Origin of the sequence: Alteromonas sp. LMIT006, from assembly GCF_024300645.1 — a bacterium.
Classification (GTDB): domain Bacteria; phylum Pseudomonadota; class Gammaproteobacteria; order Enterobacterales; family Alteromonadaceae; genus Opacimonas; species Opacimonas immobilis.
In genome coordinates this window covers 1,449,304-1,469,377 of the sequence record NZ_CP101291.1, presented here as the reverse complement: position 1 = coordinate 1,469,377, position 20,074 = coordinate 1,449,304, and the positions used below count along the sequence as shown (strand labels likewise).

Genomic DNA, 20,074 nt, shown 5'->3' with positions numbered 1-20,074 from the left:
GGCACGTGAGTCAACACGATCTAACCAATAAATTCCTAGAATTCAAAGGGACAAACCATACCAATGTGCCTCAAATTGTCGTGGTTAGAATTGATGATAGAACGTCGCCGAACTATGCACAACGCGTCAATTATGAACGTACTGTACTGCCTGGGAGTTTTACTTTTCACCTGAGTACGAGTGAGTTATACACAAGTAATAAACGACAGATGAAGCCCGAGGACATTCAAACCATTTATATTTTTGCCGGTAATTCACATGCAAATATTGACTTTGCAGCAACCACGAGCAAACCGATAATGCCCTTGCCCGAAGAACTTATTGCATGGGATTTTGGTGCTCCCAATAGTAAAGTCTGGCCTGGTTTTGAACGTATCACCCCAACACACCCTGCGCTGTCAGGCCGCCTTACTCCGCTGCAAAGGGATCGCCACAACGGCGTCAATGATGGCCTTATCAGCGATGGTATTAAAGGGATAGATACCCTAAAACTCCCTATCGGGCCCGGACGTTACCGTATTCATTTATGGCTTGAAGACATGGGAGACTGGGAATATACCCCGCATTTTTTGACGCGAACCATCACTTTTAATAACACGCTCCTTGAGCAGATAAACTGGACACCAGATACTTGGCAGAAGCAGCGCTATTTAAGGCAGCCTTCATATTCTGATAAACCAGATGTATTTAATGACATCGTTGTGCCTTTTTATGGTCATCATTCTTATACATTGGAAACGAACACTTCCCAAAATATATTGACGTTCAGCGGAGACCAGCCAGCAGCTAAATATCTAGCGGGATTACTGATTGAGCCATTAGGTGAGGAAAAGGCAATCGACCACGTGACGCATCAACAGGCGTTATGGTGGCGGCAAAACTGGCCAATAACAGATGCGCTTTTCATCCCAATGCCGATTCAAGACATAAACTCTCCATTAACACTAGTGATGGCACAAGATGAACAACAGCATTTGGCCTTCACTTATGAGTTTGCTGCAGATTTTAACATTGTACGCGTGACAGAGAAGGATAAGGGACAAATTACGAGTGCCCTTACATCTTCCCCAATAGTGACACCAAGACATGTAAATTGGCAACTTCGGCGTAAGTCATTACAAGGTAATTTACTGCACTTTTCCGCGCAACGTCTCAGCCACCATCCGATATCTGAACAACAGACATTACCCAGTATCAGTACACTTTCGGTAGCAACACTACCGAATACACTTGCTGGAACGTACCACTACGAAATGATCTTCACAGTCCATGGAAATCCACGTTCAATTCCGCTTCAAGTGACTGTATTAAACCTGCCATTACCAAAGTTAACTACCAGTGTTGGTGTGTATCTTGAAGTGCCTTATCAGCGCGAATGGTTTTCGTCACTCGCCCCAAATCGAGCTTACCGTTGTGACTTAGATAGATTAAAAAGCTTCGGTTTAAATGCGCTTTCACCTGGACTGCCTACACCGTCAAACGACGTGGAAACTAAAGCATTTTTAAAACGATTAAAAAATGTTGATGCAGCGGGGCTGAATCAGACCATTCTTGCATACGCGCCATATAAACGCTTAGTTGCAACAATGGGAGTATCCGCTGCGATTGCCCAAATCCAAAAAGTCGATGCATTAGTGCGCACTGAGTTTCCCAACATTGAATTATTTTGGTCGATTGCAGATGAACCAAGTAATGCCGCAAGTCCGCCCTTTACCACGACCACTGACTCGCTACTGGATATCACAGCAGGGCATTTTAACGCGCCAGAAGATACGCAATGGTTCAATTCTGTTTCGGCTAAACTCGTCAATTCATCTGTTGAGTTAAACGACAACGACTTCCACCTGTTGGCACAAGAAGATTCAAAAGTGTATTTATATAATATTGAACAACATCGACATGCTGCCGGGTTAGCCACTTGGCACTGGCAAACTGACGGTTATTTTCAATGGCATGCCCGAATGCCAAGTGCTTATCCATTCTCACCGGTGGATGCCCGTGAAGACGATGTGTTTTTCATCTACCCAGCCGCAGAATTATGCTCTACCAAACCAGATGTAGATTGGACTTTACTTGCCATCAGTCAGGGCATATATGACCAGAGGTGGCTACAGTGGTTAACGACCACTGCCAAACACGACTTACGCGCAGCTCAATTAATCACATCTATACAGAAGGCTATCAAACAACAAGGTTCCCCTCTCAATGTTGAGACCTCCACCCTTACCCAATGGCTTATTGAGATAAAACAATTAGCTAACCATATTCATACGGAGGCATCGCATGGAAGCAACTCGCAGCCCAGCTCAATTAAAACAAACGAATAACATATTACGCATCGCCCATATTGTTCAACATTTACAACCTGGTGGTATCGAAACGATGGTGCTGAATATGGCAAACGCCATGCGAGGCACTGTGCAATCTAGAGTCATCAGTCTGCAAGGTCAGCCAGAAGAATTGTTACGAGATTGGCAGCGTTTATCGACACTAAAAACGCCATGGATAGGCTTTGCCAAAGAAAATGGCGTTACCCCATCATTAATCATAAAACTTCGAGATTATTTTCTCGAAAACAAAATTGATGTGGTGCACACCCATCATATTGGCCCGCTGTTGTACGGCGGGATTGCCGCCAAAATGGCCAAATGTCATGTCGTACATACAGAGCATGACGCTTGGCATCTAGAGAACTTTCGCAGAAGAACATTACAAAAAGCCATCTTGCGAGTGGTCCGCCCTACAATCGTCGCCGATGCACAATTTGTTGCGCGTGCGTTTGAAAAAAACACAGGAATAAAAGTCAATAAAGTCATTCCTAATGGCGTCGATGTGTCGCAATTTCGCAGTGGCAACAAGAGCTACGCGCGTGCTTATTTTGGATTGCGTCAATATGGTTTTTGGGTTGGTAATGCTGGGCGTTTAGAGTTAGTAAAAGATCACAAAACATTATTAGACGCTATGATCAACACGCCACCGACTGTGTATCTTGCAATAGCAGGAGATGGTTCTCAGGCCAGTGCATTGAAGCAATATGCACAAGCTCTTGGCGTTGCAGATCGCGTGGTATTTTTGGGGCATGTCGAACAGATGAAAACCTTTTATCAAGCGCTTGACTGTTTTTGCTTGCCCTCGTTAAAGGAAGGCTACCCCATATCTACGCTCGAAGCTCAAGCTTGTTCTGTTCCATGTATTGTGACGGATACTGGTGGCAGTACTGAAACCTTGTGCCCTCTGACAGGGACAGCTGTTCCTGTGCAAAGACCGGATTTACTCGGTAATGCCATCACACATTTATTTCACCATACACCTGAATGTGATCCCCGCCAGCACGTCTTTGAGCACAATCATTTTGACCACACCATGAGTAAATATTTTGGCATTTATACACAAGGAGCTTATGAATGACTGCAGCCCTCTTTTTCATCCATGGTGTAGCTATATTTTTGATTTTATACCATCATATTATTTATCCCCTGTTGCTGACATGGTTGACCAAAGGTAAACATCAGGAAGGTGAAAATGCCGTTGAAATTGCAGAGAAAGACTTACCTGGAATTACCATACTCATCCCTGCGTATAATGAAGCACAGTGGATTGCAGATAAAGTATTGAATCTTACGATTCTAGATTATCCGCAAGACAAGTTGAATATATTGATATTGTGCGATGGCTGTACCGACAACACGGTCGAAATTGCCAAACAATGTCAAGCATATCCTGAGTGCCAAAAATTAAACCTCCAAGTGATCGAGTTTCCCACAAATCGAGGCAAGATTGCTGTTATCAATGAAGGTATGAAGCTTATTAGAACTGAGTTGGTAGCGATGTCTGATGTGTCAGCGCTCATCTCCATTGATGGATTAAAACTCTCAGCACAAATGTTTTTGGACCCAGAAGTCGGTGTTGTGAACTCGCATTACAAGTTATACAACAACCAAGCTGGAGAACAGTCTTATTGGTTGTATCAGTCAAAAATCAAACAACAAGAATCGCTATTATTCTCTACACTTGGAGCACATGGCGCTTTTTATATTTTCCGTAGCAAACTATTCACTGAGTTAGAACACGATACCATCAACGATGATTTTATTTTGCCTATGCGTATTGTTAAGCAAGGATTCAAAGTCAAACAACTCAAAGACGTCCATGCATTAGAGTTAGAGGCGAGTTGTCATACAATGAACCAACAACGCCGCAAACGAATATCCGCTGGCAATGTGCAACAAGTGGTGCGCTTAAAGTCGTTGCTGCGTCCCAAATATAAGCAAGTTGCCTTTTTATTTGCATCTGGCAAAGCGCTGAGGGTCGTTATTCCGTTTTTGATGATCATAACCTATCTATCCAATGCGATGTTATTGAATAGTCACCCCATTTTTGTCTACGAATTTATATTGCAAAACCTTTTTTATCTATTGCTGTTTCTAGAACTTCGCTACGAATTCGCAAGTCATAACCGATATGTCAAAATGGTGTCTTATTTATTTAGAGGACATTTAAGTGGCTTGGTTGGCGCCCTCGATTACATGATATATCGAAGTCGTAAACCGTGGAAAAAAGTATAATACGATGAATCTTATGTTTAATCTAAGTCGATTAAGCACAAGATTAAATCATCTAGTGGACGTTCATGTGTGAATTTGTCGAACTGATACAAAAGTTCATCCATTGCAATTTGCACTTCGCACTCTCTTGTTTTTTGCAAGGTGTCAAACATCAATTCTTTAAGTATTTTTCGAGAGGGAACATCAATGGCTGCTTCAAATAATCCATCGGTAAATATCGCGACTCTGCCGTCTTCTGGAAGCATAAAAGTCGTCGTTTCATAAGTGGCGTTTGGAATGATCCCAGGAATAATACCACTTTGCTCAATCGGGCTTACGCCATCGGAAGTGATCAGAACGCCCTCAGGATGACCAGCACTAACATACTTTAATTGCCGTTCCTGCCCCAGATGCAACAAACAACATGTTAAATTTATACGTGAAAAGAGTTCATCATTTAACGCCATGTTGGATAAGGTGAGTAATAGTTCATGCGGATTATTAATCAAGTGATTGTTATACAACAAGCCTCTGATGTATCCAGCATAAGCAAAGGAGAAGAATTTAGCACTATCATCGTGTCCCATGATGTCTACCAACACGATAGTATCGCCGCTAATACTGGGCTGATGTAATAAAAAATCCCCGCCCCCTTTACCCGTGTTGCGATAGCCGACTGCAATATTCCAAGACTTTAGATTTTCTGGGATAGATGGTAATAAAGACTGAGAAATTTTTTTATCAATACGGTCTTGAAGCCTGCGATACATGTGTTGATTGCGCTTCAAAACTCGTTTGACAGTATTTAATAAAATGGTTTTTGGAATGGGTTTACACAATACATCGTCTGCCCCTAAATGATAAGCTTGTTCGAGCATCTCAATATCTTCACTGCAAGTGATAAAAATAAAAGGCACCATCTCTTTTTTGTTTTTCTGCAGATATACATACAAATCGATACCACTGACTCTCGGCATGTGCACATCACATAAAATCAGGTCAAACGTATTTTGCTCAATGATTTGTGTGGCTATAATAGTGTTTTCACACGTTATCACATGATACTCGTCACTGAGCTGATGTTTGAGAATAGTCACTTCGACGTGACTGTCATCAACAATTAGGATGGATTTCTTGTGTTCTTTTAACTGATATTCCCAAGTACAGCGCAATGAATTTAGTCGACTTTTTTCTAGATATTGATACACAATATCATCACATTGTTGCTTGATCAGATAAATACCTCTTTGACTCTCAAGTAACGGAAAGTCATCATCTTGTTCCGCAGTCTCTACCTCTAACGGATTAAACGCAGGGGCATCATCTAAAATTTCAAGCCAATACCCCGTATCACTTTTGCCAAATTTGACGGTGACCGTGACACCAAGCAAGTCATTGTGCTTATTAATATTGCTGACGGCCTCACTCATTACCAGCAAAATTTTATTTTTTACGCTCGATTCTCTGACCACATTCATCAAAGCTTTTTGCAAGTATTCTCTGAATTTACGAGCACTGGATATGTGGTTATTTAGGTTAATTTGAAATAATGTTTGGTTCATCTACACATCCATGCGTAATAATTTATTTTCTCGTATCACTTTTACGAAAGTGGCTCTTAACTTACCCCAAAAATCAGGTAACCGCATCACTTCCCGAATAAGCTCCGATTGCAAGGTGGGCGAATACTTATCGTTAATGACCACTCCCAATATCGATGCATCCACTTTATTGAGTTTATTCACACTTTCTTGCACCATAACATCCGTAGTCACACCAGAAAGGACCATCAAAATACAGGAGTCCACTGCAGCCGCAACCCGTTGTGCAGGAATATTATGCTGATTCACTTGCCCGAATGGCGTGGTATCAAAAACGACAAAATCAAAATCAGTTAACCATTGTGAAATTTGTTGTTCGAGTTTACCTGGGCATCTAAGGTGCAGTAGTTTAGATTTACTCGTTGGCGCCTGTACACCGGTCATTACTAGCTGATGACGTTCATCCGTCAGCAACCTCGGTGGCAAATCTTGTTGCTGAAAATGCGGTAGACAGATTGATGACGAAAAAAATGGATTATGGCTATTAAAGTCAACCACTAACACACTTTGCCCTGATAGAAGTATTCGCCTCGCCAATGCCAGCACCATTGAGGTAACCCCTTCCCCAGCCGTTGTCGCAACCACCGCAATACTGCGTTTGTGTTCTGTTAACAACTTTGAGTAGACCGAGTCAATTTCGTTACTCAGGGTAATATAAGACATCAAATGACTCCCAGAAGTGCAGCTATCGATGCAAACTGGAAGACATCGGATAAACCTTGACGCCATTTTTGAAACGCACTTGTTGAACGATATGGCACATATACTGTGTCCCCAGCTCTGAGCAATGGCAGTTTGGTCACGTCTGCTGTTTGACTGAACGCTAGCAAATCAAAGGTTTGTGCTTGGTTTTTACAACAAGAAAGATTAACAATAGTGATTTTTTCAATATAAGCATCGCCTTTGGTGCCAGCAGCTTGTGCTAATAAATCAATGACTGTCATATCATCTGTAAAGCGATACCGCCCAGGCTTATTTATCGCGCCAAGAATACGTACCGTATTTTCACTTGGTTCATCAATCCACAGACGCTCCTTCTCAGGAATATATATTGAATCACCGGTTTTGACCTCTGGTAACATGTTTTCATCACCAGTCTCAAAATACAGTGCTAAGTTGAGTTTGCTGACCTTGCTGTATGGTAAGTCGCGATGACTGACTCGAATGTTGTGCAAATCCGCCTTATCGGTCGGCCCATCAGCGGCTGCTAAAATATCTAAAAAATGCATATCATCTTCAAATTTATATCGTCCTGGTGCACCGACTTGACCAAAAATATAAATGGATTTTTCAGATGATTGTCTCACCCACTGCGACTTATTATCTGTTGGATCGACAGGGAGATCGTGTACTCTCACAGTTGCCCCCGCATAAATCTTAGGCAATGCAGATTCTGGTTGGCCTGTTTTGATAAAATGATCTAAATTGAAAACCGTGAAGGTCGTGCTACCATCAGGTTGGGGAGAAAGGACCTCTATAGTAGAGGTATCAGCACGCGATGTTGGGCCTCCGGTATGGGCTATCAAATCGAGTAAAGACATTTCATCCGACCATTCAAATCGTCCAGGCTTGACGACTTCACCAATCACTCTTACCGCACGATTAGGGGTCACTTTTAACCAAGACTTTTCGTTGATATCGGTCTTTTCAGGGATGAAGATCGCATCGCCATTTTCGATCTCAGGCGGCAAAATATTATTTCCACCTTCGGTAAATGCAGTCAGATCGAATGGGATCACTTCACCATTGGCTTTGATGACACGAATTTGTCTTGATTCAGCATATCGAGTAGGGCCTCCTGCGTTTGCGAGGATATCCATAAACGTCGCATCCTCTTTACCTTCAAATGCACCGGGCTTTTTTACTTCACCCATGATGTATACCACGTTACCACCTGTTTTTATTTCTTCCACTTGGATCGGAATAAAAATAGTTGTACCTGGTTGAATATCCGGTAATAACGCTTCATCACCTGTTTCCAAATAGCGTTTCAAATTAAATAATTGAGGCTCACCATCTGCAATTAACCGGATTTGTTCGACGCCAGCATATCGAGTCACACCGCCTGCTCGCATTAAAAGGTCAATGATGCTTTTTCCAGGTCGGAAAGAGAAGCTACCTGGACTTTTGACTTCACCAAATACTTTAATCGCAGTATTGTCTCGCGCAGCATCGCCTGAATCGGGTATTTTGGCTGGATCAAATTCCATCTCGACATTACCAATGATTGGAGAGGCTGGTACAAACAATTCATCCATTGCACGTAAACGTGGCAGCTGAGATGTGTCTCCGGAATCGAGATAAGATTTGTAGTCAAAATAGATTTGCGTATCCAGTCTGCGAAGCTGCAATTTATTAATTTGTGCTCCTGAGCGCAGTCCTCCTGCATACTGTAACGCGGTTTGTATCGTTGCACTTCTCGGGATGACGTATTCGCCGGGTTCTTTGACATACCCACTGACAAAAATAAGCATTTGTTTTTTGGCGACAAATGCGTCTAATCCAGTCAAGTCACGATAAACGTTTGCCAAAAACTCTGTAAGAAACAATGGTAGTTCTTCTTCATAGACCCCAGCAACCCTTACTCTACCTATTTCAGGTAGATGGATATCGCCGTCTCGATTAACCGTAAAAGGCACTGAAAATGCTTCTTCTCCGGGGATGGTGATCGTTAATTCGTCACCAGGTTGGATCAAGTATTCCTCCGCATAAGAGAAACAAAAAAAGAGGTAAAAGAGTGCTAAGCCCAAGCAACGTAAAAAATGCATTATCGTTCCTCGTAAACGTTTGCCATTACTCGTCGATTTGTAAGATCGATGTGCTTTCCATCGCCATCAAATAACGGTTGCGATTCGCCTGCACTCTCCATTGTTAAACGCTCTCTTGCTACACCGAACGCTTCTAAATATCGTCCAACTTGCTCTGCTCGCGCCAAGCCCAGTGACTCATTGTCAATTACAGAACCATACTTGTCAGTGTGTCCCGTCAACCTTACTTTTATGGATGGGTACTCTTTTAATATCTCCGCGGCTCGAGCGAGACGGGCTACATATTTCAAATTGACCACTGCAGAATCGGTCGCAAACTGATTGTCCGCATTGATTAAATCTAGGATATTTTGCATCGCTTGAGAGGTCGTAATATCTTTTACGTGTTCATCTTTCTCAGTGTTTATATCCATGGCAACAGATGCGCTGTGGGGACTATCTAACTTATCTGAGGGCAGTTGGCATGTTTGTTTTTGAAGCACATAATCAAGCTGTCTTTCTAAACGATGCAAAAGGTGTCTCAATACAATCACATCGTTTGTTGCATCAAAATGCAACTTTGCAAATATTTCTCGCGCCACTCTCTTTTCCAGCAATTGTGCTTCTTTGACGGTTGCTGGAAAACACCATTCAGCACCTTCTAAGATTAACACGGCGAGTTGTTGACGCAACAACTCAAATTCAAACTTAAGTCCATGTTCGGGGCCCATTGGCTCATCGGTATAAAATGGATCAATTAAGTCAATATGATGTTCAGCAAAACCGCCTTTGCCATATTCGGGAAAGTTGGTACACCCTTGAAGCAAAACAAGAGATAAACAAACAGCAATGATTTTACTCAATGGACCAGCTCGCTAACGTGTCTAGTGACTCGCTTTCATATGTTTCAACGGTAATAACCGTATCAATTCTCAAGAGTTTAATGAGTTCCAATGGTTGACTGTGCACGTCTGACAATATCATTTCGATTGAATGCTCTCGCATTTTTTTAAATAAAAAAACAATCAGACCAATTCCGGAAGAATCGATAAAGGAAACATTTTTCAAGTTAATGATGATGGTTGAAAAGTCTGGATTCTCAGAAAGCTGAACAAATTCTGGACGGATCTGTTCTGTGCTTTCTGCGTCGAGTTCACCTGATATAACAAGGCGAAATTGTTCATGTGTTTGTTCTTTTACGAAGTCCATGCTTTCTCCAAAGAAATAAATATATATGTCTATCGACCTCCATTTCTCGAAATTTAGAAAATTAACATGAATTATGAGTTTGATTATTGCGCCAAAGCTTTAGCGATGCGAGCCTTTTGCGCATCGTCTAATTTACCTGCTTGAATAAGCTCTATAATGGCATCTGCCAGATCCAGCTCGACCTCAGAGGTTTCGTATCGCGAAGATTCGACAGAAACCTTTTCGCCTTCTTTGTCAATTTCCACGACGATCATTTTGTGTTGCTTATTGACTTCAATTTCTTGCTCATTGCCATGTTCGTCAATGAACATAAATTCAACTTCTTTTTCGATGATGCCTTGAGAGTCCGTCAGCATATCTTTATCCGTTGGATAAGACACTTTGGTTAATACCGCCACAAGACGGTTCAATTCAGCTTCCGGTAAGTCACCAAAGGCACGACGAATCACCTCTTCAGTTAATTCTGTGCCTGGTGCTAATTTTACATGCAGTTCATTATCGCCATCCATGTATTTAATTTCAGTACCTTCTGCTTGCGGCATCTCATGAGGAGCAAATTTAGTGTCACCCGCCATGTGCCATGTTTTGACCATGACTTCTTTTTCTACTTCTTTTTTGTGCTCGTGCGCTGTTGCCTTAAGCGAAAGTAACGCTAACACGAGCAAACCTAATAAAATTGATTGGTTCATTTTATTCTCCTGGTAAAACCATATCGATGTGTTCAATGTCATCCTCTAGATAGACGTCGGAAATTGGTAAAAAGTTTAATTTTTGATAAAAATCTTGCAGATACACTTGCGCCCCAATCGTGATCCCCTGTCCAGGCCATTGTTGCTGGCATTGTGCAATCGCTTCTTGCATCAAGGTATATGCATAGCCTTTACCTCTGGCTAGTTCAGTCACTAACACTCGCCCGATACTCGGCGATGCATAACTTAATCCGGGGGGAAGACAGCGCGCATAAGCAACACAGTGCTCGTCTTGATATCCCAATAAATGTACTACTTCAGGGTGAGTATCTTTATCATCCAAATCCAGGTACGGACAGGTTTGTTCTACGACAAAGACTTCAGCGCGCATTTGTAGCAAGCGGTACAGGATGTGATTATCAAGCTGATTGAAGGAAAAAAGCGAGAATTTGAGCATAGTCGGCATTGTTAATTTTTGTTCTCAGTGTAACAATATCGGCATGCAAAGCAATGATAAAACACCATAATGGATATACCAACACCCGATTTGGCTGGAAAGATTAGCCCTGAAGAATGGCAAATGCGTATTGACTTAGCAGCATGCTATAAATTACTCGTCCTACACCAATGGGACGATTTAATTTATACCCATGTAAGCGCAAAAGTCCCTGGGACGGAGCACTTTTTGATTAATCCTTTTGGCCTGACGTTTAGCGAAGTCAATGCATCTAATTTGGTCAAAATCGATATCGATGGCAATATTATCCAAGAGGATTGTCCTTTTGCTATTAACCCTGCTGGATTTACTATTCACAGTGCGGTGCATGCGGCAAGAGATGACGCTACCTGTGTGATTCACATCCACCAAGACGATGCGATCGCGGTGGCCTCACAAAAACACGGATTGCTGCCTTTGAGCCAATACGCGGCATTTGCGCTCGCATCTATGTCATACCATGATTACGAAGGGCTTGCCGTGGATGAGGGCGAATGTAAGCGCCTGCAAGCGGATTTGGGCGATGCTAATTTTATGCTGTTACCCAATCATGGTGCCTTAACCGTTGGACAAACGATTGGCGATGCGTTTATGCACATGTATGACTTAATCCGCGCCTGTCAGATTCAGCTCAAAATGCAACAATCTGGTGCTGAGCTTATCTACCTGCCAGAACATATCGTCCCTAACATTAAAGCCCAAGCGAATATCGTCCATACAGGCCAGACCGGTGGACAAAAAGCATGGCCAGCCATGTTGCGTCGAGTCAAGGCGGTTTTTCCCGACTTTGATCAATAATTTACACATATAAGAGAACCCAATGAAGATTACCCACGTTGAGATATTCGATATACACTGCCCTGACCGTCCACCTTGGAACCCAATTTTTGTGCGTATTCATACCGATGAAGGTATTCATGGTGTGGGGGAAGCAGGTCTTGCTTATGACTGGGGACACAGTGCAGCGGCAGCCATGATCAAAGAAATCGCAGAAGCGGTGCTGATTGGTTATGACCCATTCAAGACTGAAGCACTATGGTCACGCATGCTACGCGAAAGCTTTTGGGGCTTAGGTGGCGGACCAATTCTATATTCAGCCATGTCAGCCATTGACACTGCTTTATGGGATATTAAAGGTAAAGCTTTAAATGTACCGGTCTATCAACTACTCGGCGGCAAGACCAACGATAATTTACGCACTTATGCCTCTCAGTTACAATTTGATTGGGATAAAGAATGCACCAAACTCATTCACCCAGAAGAATATGCAGCCGCGGCTCGCAAAGCCATGGACGAGGGCTATGATGCCGTGAAAGTAGATCCGATTGTGTATGATGAACATGGCGAATCGAGCTTTGACCGCACCAAGCTGTTTACACCTAAGCAAATGAAGCTGTTTGGCGACCGTTTAAGAGCAATCCGCAGCGAAGTCGGTGATGATGTCGATATTATCTTTGAAGCGCACTCGCTAATGGGCTGTGCTTCAGCGATTCAAATGGGAGCTGTCATTGAAGAAGTGGGCTGCATGATGTTTGAAGAGCCGGTGAATTACCTCAACTCTGCGGTACACAAGAAGGTTGCAGACAAGTTAACGGTCCCGATTGCCGGTGGTGAACGATTGTATCATCGCTGGGATGTGCGTCCGTACTTTGAGGACCAAAGTATTGATGTACTGCAACCCGATGTGGGCTTGAGCGGTGGCTTTACTGAAGCGAAAAAAGTCTGTGATTACGCTGATACCTACGATATTCGCGTCCAAGCGCATGTGTGCGGTGGACCTGTGGCAACGGCAGCGGCGTTACAGCTTGAGGCCGCGATCCCGAATTTCTTGATTCACGAGCACCACACCTATGCGATTAAGCACTGGAACCGCGAGCTGTGTATTCAAGATTATCAACCAGAAAATGGCTCATTTAAGGTGCCAGATTTACCTGGGATTGGCATTGAACTCAATGATGAGGTAGTGAAACGTTCTCCTCATGTGACAGTGAAATAGGCTCAATCCAACTTAACTAAGTGTTGGCAAAATACGTGCGCTGTGCATTGTCATAAAACAACTCAGGTCTATCGGCATAGGCCTGAGTTAAATACGCCCAATATTCATTATAAGACATTCGCCAAGTCAATAATGGATAGTTACTTGCCAGCATCACGCGATTTTCACCAAAACTCGTAATACAATGGTCAATCACTCGCAGGGCATCTTCCCAAGCAAAATCTCTCTCTTGCATTTCAAAACCAGAACACTTTACCATTAACGAGGGAATTTTAGATAGCCAATGGATTCCAACGCGCCACTGCTCTTGATCAACTGCCGATAACACTGGATAGCCCGCATGATTGATGACCCATTGCCAGTCCGGGTTCGCTAGTAATAGTTCACACACTCGCGCAACCACCGCTTGATCGGCAACATCAAATTGCGCCTCAAATAAGTATCCATGTTGCGCCAATGTATCTAGATTGTCGAGTATTTGAGCGTTGTGCAATAAATCTAGCGCATCATTGTCCAAAATATGTCGACCTCCTACGCAAAAAGGATGTTTTGCGTAATGCCGCAAGCTTTCGACGAATGAAGCAGTGGACAGTGTCAAATCAAGCGTTGCCACTGCCCGCATTGGTTTGGTTGCAACAGACTCAAGCCAGGTCAGTTCTCGCCAAGGTTGATTATTATCAAAGCCCGCCTCAACGTGCACATAAGCCTCACACGTTATCGCTGAATCATTGACGTGCAAAGGTAAATTATTCGTGTTGTGTAGCCAGTGATAATCACCTTGGTCTGTATCCCAAAGATGGATATGTGGGTCGATGAAGTTCATCGCACAGTATATCCACCGTCCATCATTGCCAAAGAACCTGTAATAAAGCTCGCCTCGTCTGAAAGCAGAAATGCCGCATACCCGGCCACTTCCTCTGCGGTACCAAGTCGATTTAGGGGTTGCTCCGCAGCTTCTTCCCGATGCACCTCTGCAACATCGGCGCCACTATGCGAACAGTACTTAGCAATGGCACTTTGGTACAGGGGCGTATCAATCGTGCCAGGACAAAGGGCATTGGCTCGGATATTATAAGATGCATAATCAAGTGCAGTGGTTTTAACCAGCGAGGCTAAAGCGTGTTTGGATAAGTTATAGGCAAATGAATTGGATTTGGCGACAACGGCTTGGTCCGATGCAACCGCTAAAATTACGCCATCACGACGCGCTTTTAAACTGGGGAGTACTGCTTGTACTGCGGCGTAAGCCCCTTTGACATTCAGCGCAAATAAGTCATCAAACGTGGCTTCAGCAGTATCTTCTATGTTGGCTGATAAATGAATCCCTGCGTTAGTCACTAATGCGTAGACACTATGTTTAGCACAAATATCAGTCACGATTTGTTGTACTTGAGTAAAGTTACGCATATCGCACGGGTAATGATCACCAAGGGCTGAAGGCTGGATATCCAAATTACATACGTGATAACCATCACTGACAAACCGCTTGGCCATGGCCAAACCGATGCCAGAGCTACCACCAGTTAAAATGATCGTGTTAGACATGTTCGTTATTATTTTTTAAAGTATGGTGTCGTTAACGATACTCCTAGAAGGCTTAAATGTTAAGCTTGATTTGGAATATAAAACAATCCTTTATTAATTATTTTATATCGGCGTCGAAATTAAAACGTTAATCTTTTAATATTCCTTGGTAATATATCCAATCATTGTATTTGAGGTGATGTATGTGTCAATTAATGGGGATGTCGGCGAATGTGCCTACAGATGCTTGTTTTAGTTTTACAGGATTAGTCGAGCGTGCAGGGAGAACCGATGTGCATAAAGATGGCTGGGGGATCACTTTCTATCGTGGCAAAGGCACACAAACCTTTCGCGATCTCACCGCCGGTTCCGATTGCGATGTAGCCGCCTTTCTAAAACAACAATCCATCAAAAGTGATGTCGTCATTGGTCACATCCGTCAAGCTAATGTTGGGGCATTAGTATTAGAAAACACCCATCCATTTAGCCGAGAACTATGGGGCGAAACATGGACATTTGCGCATAATGGTCAACTTGAAGAGATCTTTGACAAATTGACTTTATCCAACCGCTATACCCCTGTGGGAACAACGGATAGTGAATTCATTTTTTGCTGGTTACTCGGCTGTATAGCCGAAAAATTTGGCGACCAAAAACCACAAAATGCTCGTGTAATATGGGACTATGTATACGAATTATCACATACTCTGCATGCGAGTGGCGTGTGTAATTTTATGCTTTCTGACGGTCATAGTCTGGTGTCACATTGCTCAAACAATCTACATTGGATCACGCGTCGCGCACCATTTGGGCCAGCTTTGTTGAAAGATATTGCAGTGACCGTTGACTTTGCCGAAGAAACCACGCCTAATGACGTTGTGACCGTTTTAGCCACCGAACCCTTAACCACCAATGAAACATGGACTAAAATGCACCCCAAAGAGATGTTGGTTTGGGAAAATGGCGAAATGACTATTCGATACGTTAAGTGAACTACCCCGCGACATCGCTACGCTCTGATACGGGATTTTCTCGCTAAACTTTGATGAATAGCTAGGCGTCAACTTTTTTGAAGTCTGTGTTGTCGAAAATCACTTCGACTGGTTTGTTGATCAGCTCAAGCAACAGCACTGCACGCGCGTCACCCTTAGCTTCTTGATAAATCGCTCGCACATTGTTGTATTGTGGATGATTAATCAATACGATATCGCCCTGCTTAGGTAAATTTTTATCTTTAACCTGAGCCACATCATGCAATGTCTTAAATTGAGTCACCAATAATTCTGGTACCAGCTGTGGCTCTTTACCACGACGGACAAACCCAATCACGCCACGAGTGGAACGGATCGCAGTAAAATTGTGTTGTTCATAATCAAGTTTTGCAAAAACGTAATTAGGAAACAAAGCTTCGATGACTTGAGTTCGCTTACCGCGAACGATCTTTTCGATTTGAGCTTTAGGATAGAAGGCATCTACGCCTTGATTGTTGAGGTGCATAACTGCACGTTCTTCTTCTTTGCCTTTGCAATACAACAAGAACCAGTATTTGCCTGTCGGAAACAAATCTTTGGATTCTTCGTTATCTTGCATCTTGGTTTACCTCGAAGAAAGTTGGCAGGGGCGGAGGGATTCGAACCCCCAACCATCGGTTTTGGAGACCGCTGTTCTACCAATTGGAACTACGCCCCTACAACGGATGTGCATTATACAAGGGTTAAACTAAAGGTAAAGCTTTAAATGGTCGGGTTAGAAAATTTGCTCACCCATTGTGAATTTATCTCTCGAACGATGGGTATGTAGGCATTTACCGCACTGGCTAATTCATAGTTCAAGGGAGATATTAGTGCGCAATAATGCGTCAAAAATGCATTCTGCTGCGCGGATGACCAACCATTTATGACAACACAATTTGCGATATCATAAGCCCTTTCCGTCGTCCCAGCATATTCCCAATCAACCACTTTCTGAGCAATGATATGTGTCGTTTGTAAATCATTGTGACCAAATACCCGATCGTTTTGCCAACACTCGGGGAGTTTTTCACTCAATTTTGGGTACCATTTGGCACAACTTGCGTCACGCCCAAATAATGGTATGTGATGCATTCGAGCCATTGCACGCGCAGTTTCTAAAATATCATCAGTAGAACAATTAGCATTAGATATCCACTGCTCTACCCAGATATCCTGTTCAAAATGATACACATTAGGGGCGATTCCATGAACGGCCAATAAAGATTGTAAACGCCAATGAGAATCCCACGAAAAAAGCTCTCCAGCATGAGGTCGAAGTATTTTGACCAAAAACTTCTCATCGCCCCAATGATAGCAATAATTTTGATGAGTACCGTCTAACTGAACACTCGATATGTGTTTAGCATCAGGTTGCTGGTGAGTTATTTGACGTAAAATGTCTAAGCACGCTTGCGCCACTGTCGCCATCCAAAAACTGAAAATACCAGATACACAAAATACAAACCAACGGTAAACCACAAGGCATATTGCCAATATAGGAGCATGGCTAGAGTATTAATTATCATCCAATACACCCAATTAGAGAGGTATTTGTGTGCCACTAACACCGTCGTCATGACGGAGAATACCATAATCAACGCATCTAATGTTGCCCAGTCCAACCAAGCCTGTTCTGACCAAAAGACCAAGGTACAAACTATCGCCAACCCCGTTACGACATAAGTAACATGCCATTGCGAGGAGCGACTAGAAATGTCTCCAATTTGTGCTTTGTTCCCATATGTCCATTGCCAATAACCATATACCGCCATACCCATGTAATACACATTTAACCCAGCACTGTACCACAAGGTAGAATCCCCAAATACATAGGTATAAAGTGCCGTACTCACAAAGGCTGCTGGCCAAGCAATTGGCCACTCTTGGCTCACCGCATAAATATAAAGTATACCTAATAATGCTGCGACGGCTTCGAGCCAAGAGATGGACAATAATTCTACCATTAGAATTCCAGGTTGAAGTTCACACCAAAACGACGACCATTACCGAATTGATAGTATGGCTCAGGTTGCGCATAGTAATCTCTAGGGTCATTTGAAAATCCACCAAAACCTCTGGTGTAGTATTGTGTATCAAAGAGATTTTTTCCCCAGAAACTGATGGTGTATGGCCCGACATCTTTGGTCAATGTTAAATGGGTCAACACATAAGCTGGATTAATTTCATCATGCCCGTCGCTGAAACGATGAGATGATTTACCTTCCACGACTAGGTATCCTTGCCACGTTTCAGACAAACCTAAATTAGCAAAAAAATGAAAACTGCCGCGGGGTGATTGCGCTTGTTGTTGCTTGGTAACTTGCGTACCGTCTGCTCGGGTAAAACCGTTAAAATACGCATCCAGATAACCCACATCTGCTCCAAACTCAATCTGAGAGTCTGGCTGCCAACGAACTTCTAACTCTACGCCACGATTGGTGCCATTGTCAGCGTTATCAATAATATCGATAAATTGTACAGAATTATCTGGGCCTTGAACCACCGCAAAATCACTGATTTGTGTATTTTTACGTACCATTTGGAAAATAGCTAAGCGAGACGATAGTTGCTTAGTTTGATACTTGACACCCAATTCATAATTCCAGTTGTATTCCGCATCATAAGTTCTTTGCGCGTTACTCACTGCTTCACTTGGGTTAAACCCACCGGCTTTATATCCACGGCTAATGCTGCCATAATAGGTTAAGCCAGGTTGACGATAGCTCAGTCCAATTTTACCCCCGAGCAACGTTTCCGATTGCTGTTCGGAAAAACCAGAATTGTCATGGTATTCAGCAGTGAATCGTTCTAGACGCACACCCGCTTCAGCCAACAAATTGTTCGCTAGTGGATAGTTATATTGACCGAATAATGCGGTTGTTTCTGGGTCATAGCGACTCGTAAAATCATTGTCTGCATAAGTATACTCTCTCAGTAAATTTTCATCACTGGCTTTATATTGAACCCCCAAGGTCCAATGGGCTTGTTCCAGATCTTGTTCTGAACGCGCAATCACCGCCAAGGAACGATTGTCTCGATCTCTATAGTAGGCATCAACTGAACTGTATTCCCAAGGGTGAAAGCCAACATAGGTCCAATCCTCATCATAGCTATATAAACTATTTGAAGAAAGAGCAGCGCCACTTAGTGTGAGTGTTCCCCAATCAAAATCCGTCATACTCGATAAAGTAATCCCTTCCCCTTTGAGCCGGTCATGCCCTGGTTCATCAGCTCGAGAAACATTATCGTTATCCAATGAAAAGGCGTCATAGCCATTATTGACGTAACCGTGAAACAGATTCAGAGTGAATGCTTGCTGTGTTGAGGATTGGTAGTGAAAGGCTAGACGGGCATTAGTTTCTTTGATGTCATCAGTATCATCGCGCTGTAAATAGGCGTTTTTGACAAAGCCATTACTTTGATATTGCTGAAACGCAACTCGAGCATTCAGAGATTCAGATAACCCTTGCGAATATGCTGCCGCAACCAATAATGTATCGTCTTGAGCCAAGCCTAAACGGACATAACCTTGTGGCTCTGCAGATGGGGCAATCGACACGAAATTTACCACGCCAGCAAGGCCATTAGCACCATGAGCGGTTGCCTGAGGCCCACGTAAAACCTCAACCTGCGCTACGTCAAATATCGTAGCTAACGCGCCCAAACCACTTATATCAAGACCGTCCAGCATCATTCCAACGGATGGATTAATCGGCTCAGCAAATTGACTGCGTTCACCAATGCCTCGAATTTGAATAAAACGAGCCCGTGAGGCGCCAGAGCTCAAATTAACATTGGCAATACCGGACAAGATATCTTCACTGTGAAAAGCCTGTCGCGTCTGTAAAGTCGATGCATCAATCACGGATGCGCTCTGAGATAGTTCTGACAAAGCTAATGCAGAGAAGTCGCCATTTACGGTGATGGTTTCGATTTTTTCAACCAAATTGTCCTCGGTAGCAAACACCAGAGCATGACTGGCAATAGCAGATATGAGGGCTAAAGATAAAAAGGTGTTTTTCATTATTGGATCTCATTATGTTAAATGTATTAATAACAAACGGATCCGGTTTCGGAAGGTTAAATTAGATAGGTCTCAACCAATTCCTACGCCGGCATTATCCGGATCAGGTGTAAGGGTTTCATGTGATCTCAGCCTTAGCCTGAACACTAACATTCAGGTAAAGCACCCCTTGGCAGGCAGGAAGATAGCAATGAATACATCAGAATTCAAGCTATCTTAAAAAAGAAAGTG

At 43.1% G+C, this 20,074-nt stretch carries 19 protein-coding genes, 1 tRNA gene and 1 riboswitch; of the genes, 6 read left to right on the top strand and 14 right to left on the bottom strand.

Translation table 11 applies throughout. The features are described 5' to 3' along the window. The first annotated feature begins 5 nt into the window (after nucleotides 1-5). From NLG07_RS06915 to NLG07_RS06905, 3 genes are read left to right on the top strand one after another with little or no spacing between them, the layout of a single operon-like run. On the top strand, nucleotides 6-2,327 hold the full coding sequence (locus tag NLG07_RS06915; protein ID WP_254854749.1) for a hypothetical protein: 2,322 nt from the start codon (nucleotides 6-8) through the stop codon (nucleotides 2,325-2,327). After that, nucleotides 2,284-3,408: a glycosyltransferase gene (locus tag NLG07_RS06910; protein ID WP_254854748.1), complete on the top strand. Its 1,125-nt coding sequence runs from the start codon at nucleotides 2,284-2,286 to the stop codon at nucleotides 3,406-3,408. The genes NLG07_RS06915 and NLG07_RS06910 overlap by 44 nt, the downstream gene beginning before the upstream one ends. Further along, nucleotides 3,405-4,565 carry a glycosyltransferase family 2 protein gene (locus NLG07_RS06905; RefSeq protein WP_254854747.1) on the top strand — a complete coding sequence of 387 codons (1,161 nt, stop codon included), beginning with the start codon at nucleotides 3,405-3,407 and terminating at the stop codon, nucleotides 4,563-4,565. Before NLG07_RS06910 ends, NLG07_RS06905 begins: the two co-directional genes overlap by 4 nt. Nucleotides 4,566-4,582: 17 nt before the next feature. Here NLG07_RS06905 and NLG07_RS06900 read toward each other — a convergent pair whose 3' ends face one another. From NLG07_RS06900 to NLG07_RS06870, 7 genes are all read right to left on the bottom strand, one after another. Then, complete coding sequence (locus NLG07_RS06900) at nucleotides 4,583-6,106, bottom strand: SpoIIE family protein phosphatase (RefSeq protein ID WP_254854746.1); 1,524 nt, start codon at nucleotides 6,104-6,106, stop codon at nucleotides 4,583-4,585. Continuing rightward, nucleotides 6,107-6,808, bottom strand: coding sequence for a hypothetical protein (locus NLG07_RS06895; RefSeq protein WP_254854745.1), 702 nt, complete (start codon nucleotides 6,806-6,808; stop codon nucleotides 6,107-6,109). Further along, entirely contained in the window at nucleotides 6,808-8,913 is a 2,106-nt protein-coding gene (locus NLG07_RS06890) for an SLBB domain-containing protein (RefSeq protein ID WP_254854744.1), read from the bottom strand. Before NLG07_RS06890 ends, NLG07_RS06895 begins: the two co-directional genes overlap by 1 nt. Next, complete coding sequence (locus NLG07_RS06885; protein WP_254854743.1) at nucleotides 8,913-9,755, bottom strand: OmpA family protein; 843 nt, start codon at nucleotides 9,753-9,755, stop codon at nucleotides 8,913-8,915. Before NLG07_RS06885 ends, NLG07_RS06890 begins: the two co-directional genes overlap by 1 nt. After that, nucleotides 9,748-10,101, bottom strand: coding sequence for an STAS domain-containing protein (locus NLG07_RS06880; RefSeq protein ID WP_254854742.1), 354 nt, complete (start codon nucleotides 10,099-10,101; stop codon nucleotides 9,748-9,750). Before NLG07_RS06880 ends, NLG07_RS06885 begins: the two co-directional genes overlap by 8 nt. An 83-nt stretch (nucleotides 10,102-10,184) precedes the next feature. After that, a complete protein-coding gene (locus NLG07_RS06875) occupies nucleotides 10,185-10,790 on the bottom strand; it encodes a hypothetical protein (RefSeq protein ID WP_254854741.1) in 606 nt (201 codons plus the stop codon). 1 nt (nucleotide 10,791) lies between these two features. Continuing rightward, entirely contained in the window at nucleotides 10,792-11,247 is a 456-nt protein-coding gene (locus NLG07_RS06870) for a GNAT family N-acetyltransferase (protein WP_254854740.1), read from the bottom strand. Nucleotides 11,248-11,313: 66 nt separating this feature from the next. On the opposite strand from NLG07_RS06870, the gene NLG07_RS06865 reads away from it, so the two are divergent. Together NLG07_RS06865 and NLG07_RS06860 are read left to right on the top strand one after the other, a co-directional pair. Continuing rightward, nucleotides 11,314-12,084, top strand: a complete 771-nt coding sequence (locus NLG07_RS06865) for a class II aldolase/adducin family protein (protein WP_254856830.1) — start codon at nucleotides 11,314-11,316, stop codon at nucleotides 12,082-12,084. A 22-nt stretch (nucleotides 12,085-12,106) separates the two neighbouring features. After that, a complete protein-coding gene (locus NLG07_RS06860) occupies nucleotides 12,107-13,282 on the top strand; it encodes a mandelate racemase/muconate lactonizing enzyme family protein (RefSeq protein ID WP_254854739.1) in 1,176 nt (391 codons plus the stop codon). Between the two features lie 16 nt (nucleotides 13,283-13,298). Here NLG07_RS06860 and NLG07_RS06855 read toward each other — a convergent pair whose 3' ends face one another. Together NLG07_RS06855 and NLG07_RS06850 are read right to left on the bottom strand one after the other, a co-directional pair. Next, nucleotides 13,299-14,105: an amidohydrolase gene (locus NLG07_RS06855; protein WP_254854738.1), complete on the bottom strand. Its 807-nt coding sequence runs from the start codon at nucleotides 14,103-14,105 to the stop codon at nucleotides 13,299-13,301. Beyond that, nucleotides 14,102-14,827, bottom strand: a complete 726-nt coding sequence (locus NLG07_RS06850) for an SDR family NAD(P)-dependent oxidoreductase (RefSeq protein ID WP_254854737.1) — start codon at nucleotides 14,825-14,827, stop codon at nucleotides 14,102-14,104. Before NLG07_RS06850 ends, NLG07_RS06855 begins: the two co-directional genes overlap by 4 nt. 182 nt (nucleotides 14,828-15,009) lie before the next feature. Here NLG07_RS06850 and NLG07_RS06845 point away from each other — a divergent pair, with 182 nt between their 5' ends. Further along, nucleotides 15,010-15,798, top strand: coding sequence for a class II glutamine amidotransferase (locus tag NLG07_RS06845; protein ID WP_254854736.1), 789 nt, complete (start codon nucleotides 15,010-15,012; stop codon nucleotides 15,796-15,798). Between the two features lie 61 nt (nucleotides 15,799-15,859). On the opposite strand, the gene rfaH is transcribed toward NLG07_RS06845, so the two are convergent. The 5 genes from rfaH to NLG07_RS06820 form a co-directional block, all read right to left on the bottom strand. Next, nucleotides 15,860-16,396: a transcription/translation regulatory transformer protein RfaH gene (gene rfaH / locus NLG07_RS06840; RefSeq protein ID WP_254854735.1), complete on the bottom strand. Its 537-nt coding sequence runs from the start codon at nucleotides 16,394-16,396 to the stop codon at nucleotides 15,860-15,862. A gap of 22 nt (nucleotides 16,397-16,418) precedes the next feature. Continuing rightward, a tRNA-Trp gene (locus NLG07_RS06835) sits at nucleotides 16,419-16,495 on the bottom strand. Nucleotides 16,496-16,539: 44 nt separating this feature from the next. Then, the gene (locus NLG07_RS06830; RefSeq protein ID WP_254854734.1) at nucleotides 16,540-17,247 is read right to left on the bottom strand and encodes a phosphotransferase; all 708 of its coding nucleotides are present in this window, start codon (nucleotides 17,245-17,247) and stop codon (nucleotides 16,540-16,542) included. After that, a complete protein-coding gene (gene pnuC, locus NLG07_RS06825; protein WP_254854733.1) occupies nucleotides 17,220-17,783 on the bottom strand; it encodes a nicotinamide riboside transporter PnuC in 564 nt (187 codons plus the stop codon). The genes NLG07_RS06830 and pnuC overlap by 28 nt, the downstream gene beginning before the upstream one ends. Beyond that, on the bottom strand, nucleotides 17,783-19,843 hold the full coding sequence (locus tag NLG07_RS06820; protein ID WP_254854732.1) for a TonB-dependent receptor: 2,061 nt from the start codon (nucleotides 19,841-19,843) through the stop codon (nucleotides 17,783-17,785). Before NLG07_RS06820 ends, pnuC begins: the two co-directional genes overlap by 1 nt. A 62-nt stretch (nucleotides 19,844-19,905) precedes the next feature. Next, a riboswitch (TPP riboswitch) is annotated at nucleotides 19,906-20,023 on the bottom strand. Between the last annotated feature and the right edge of the window lie 51 nt (nucleotides 20,024-20,074).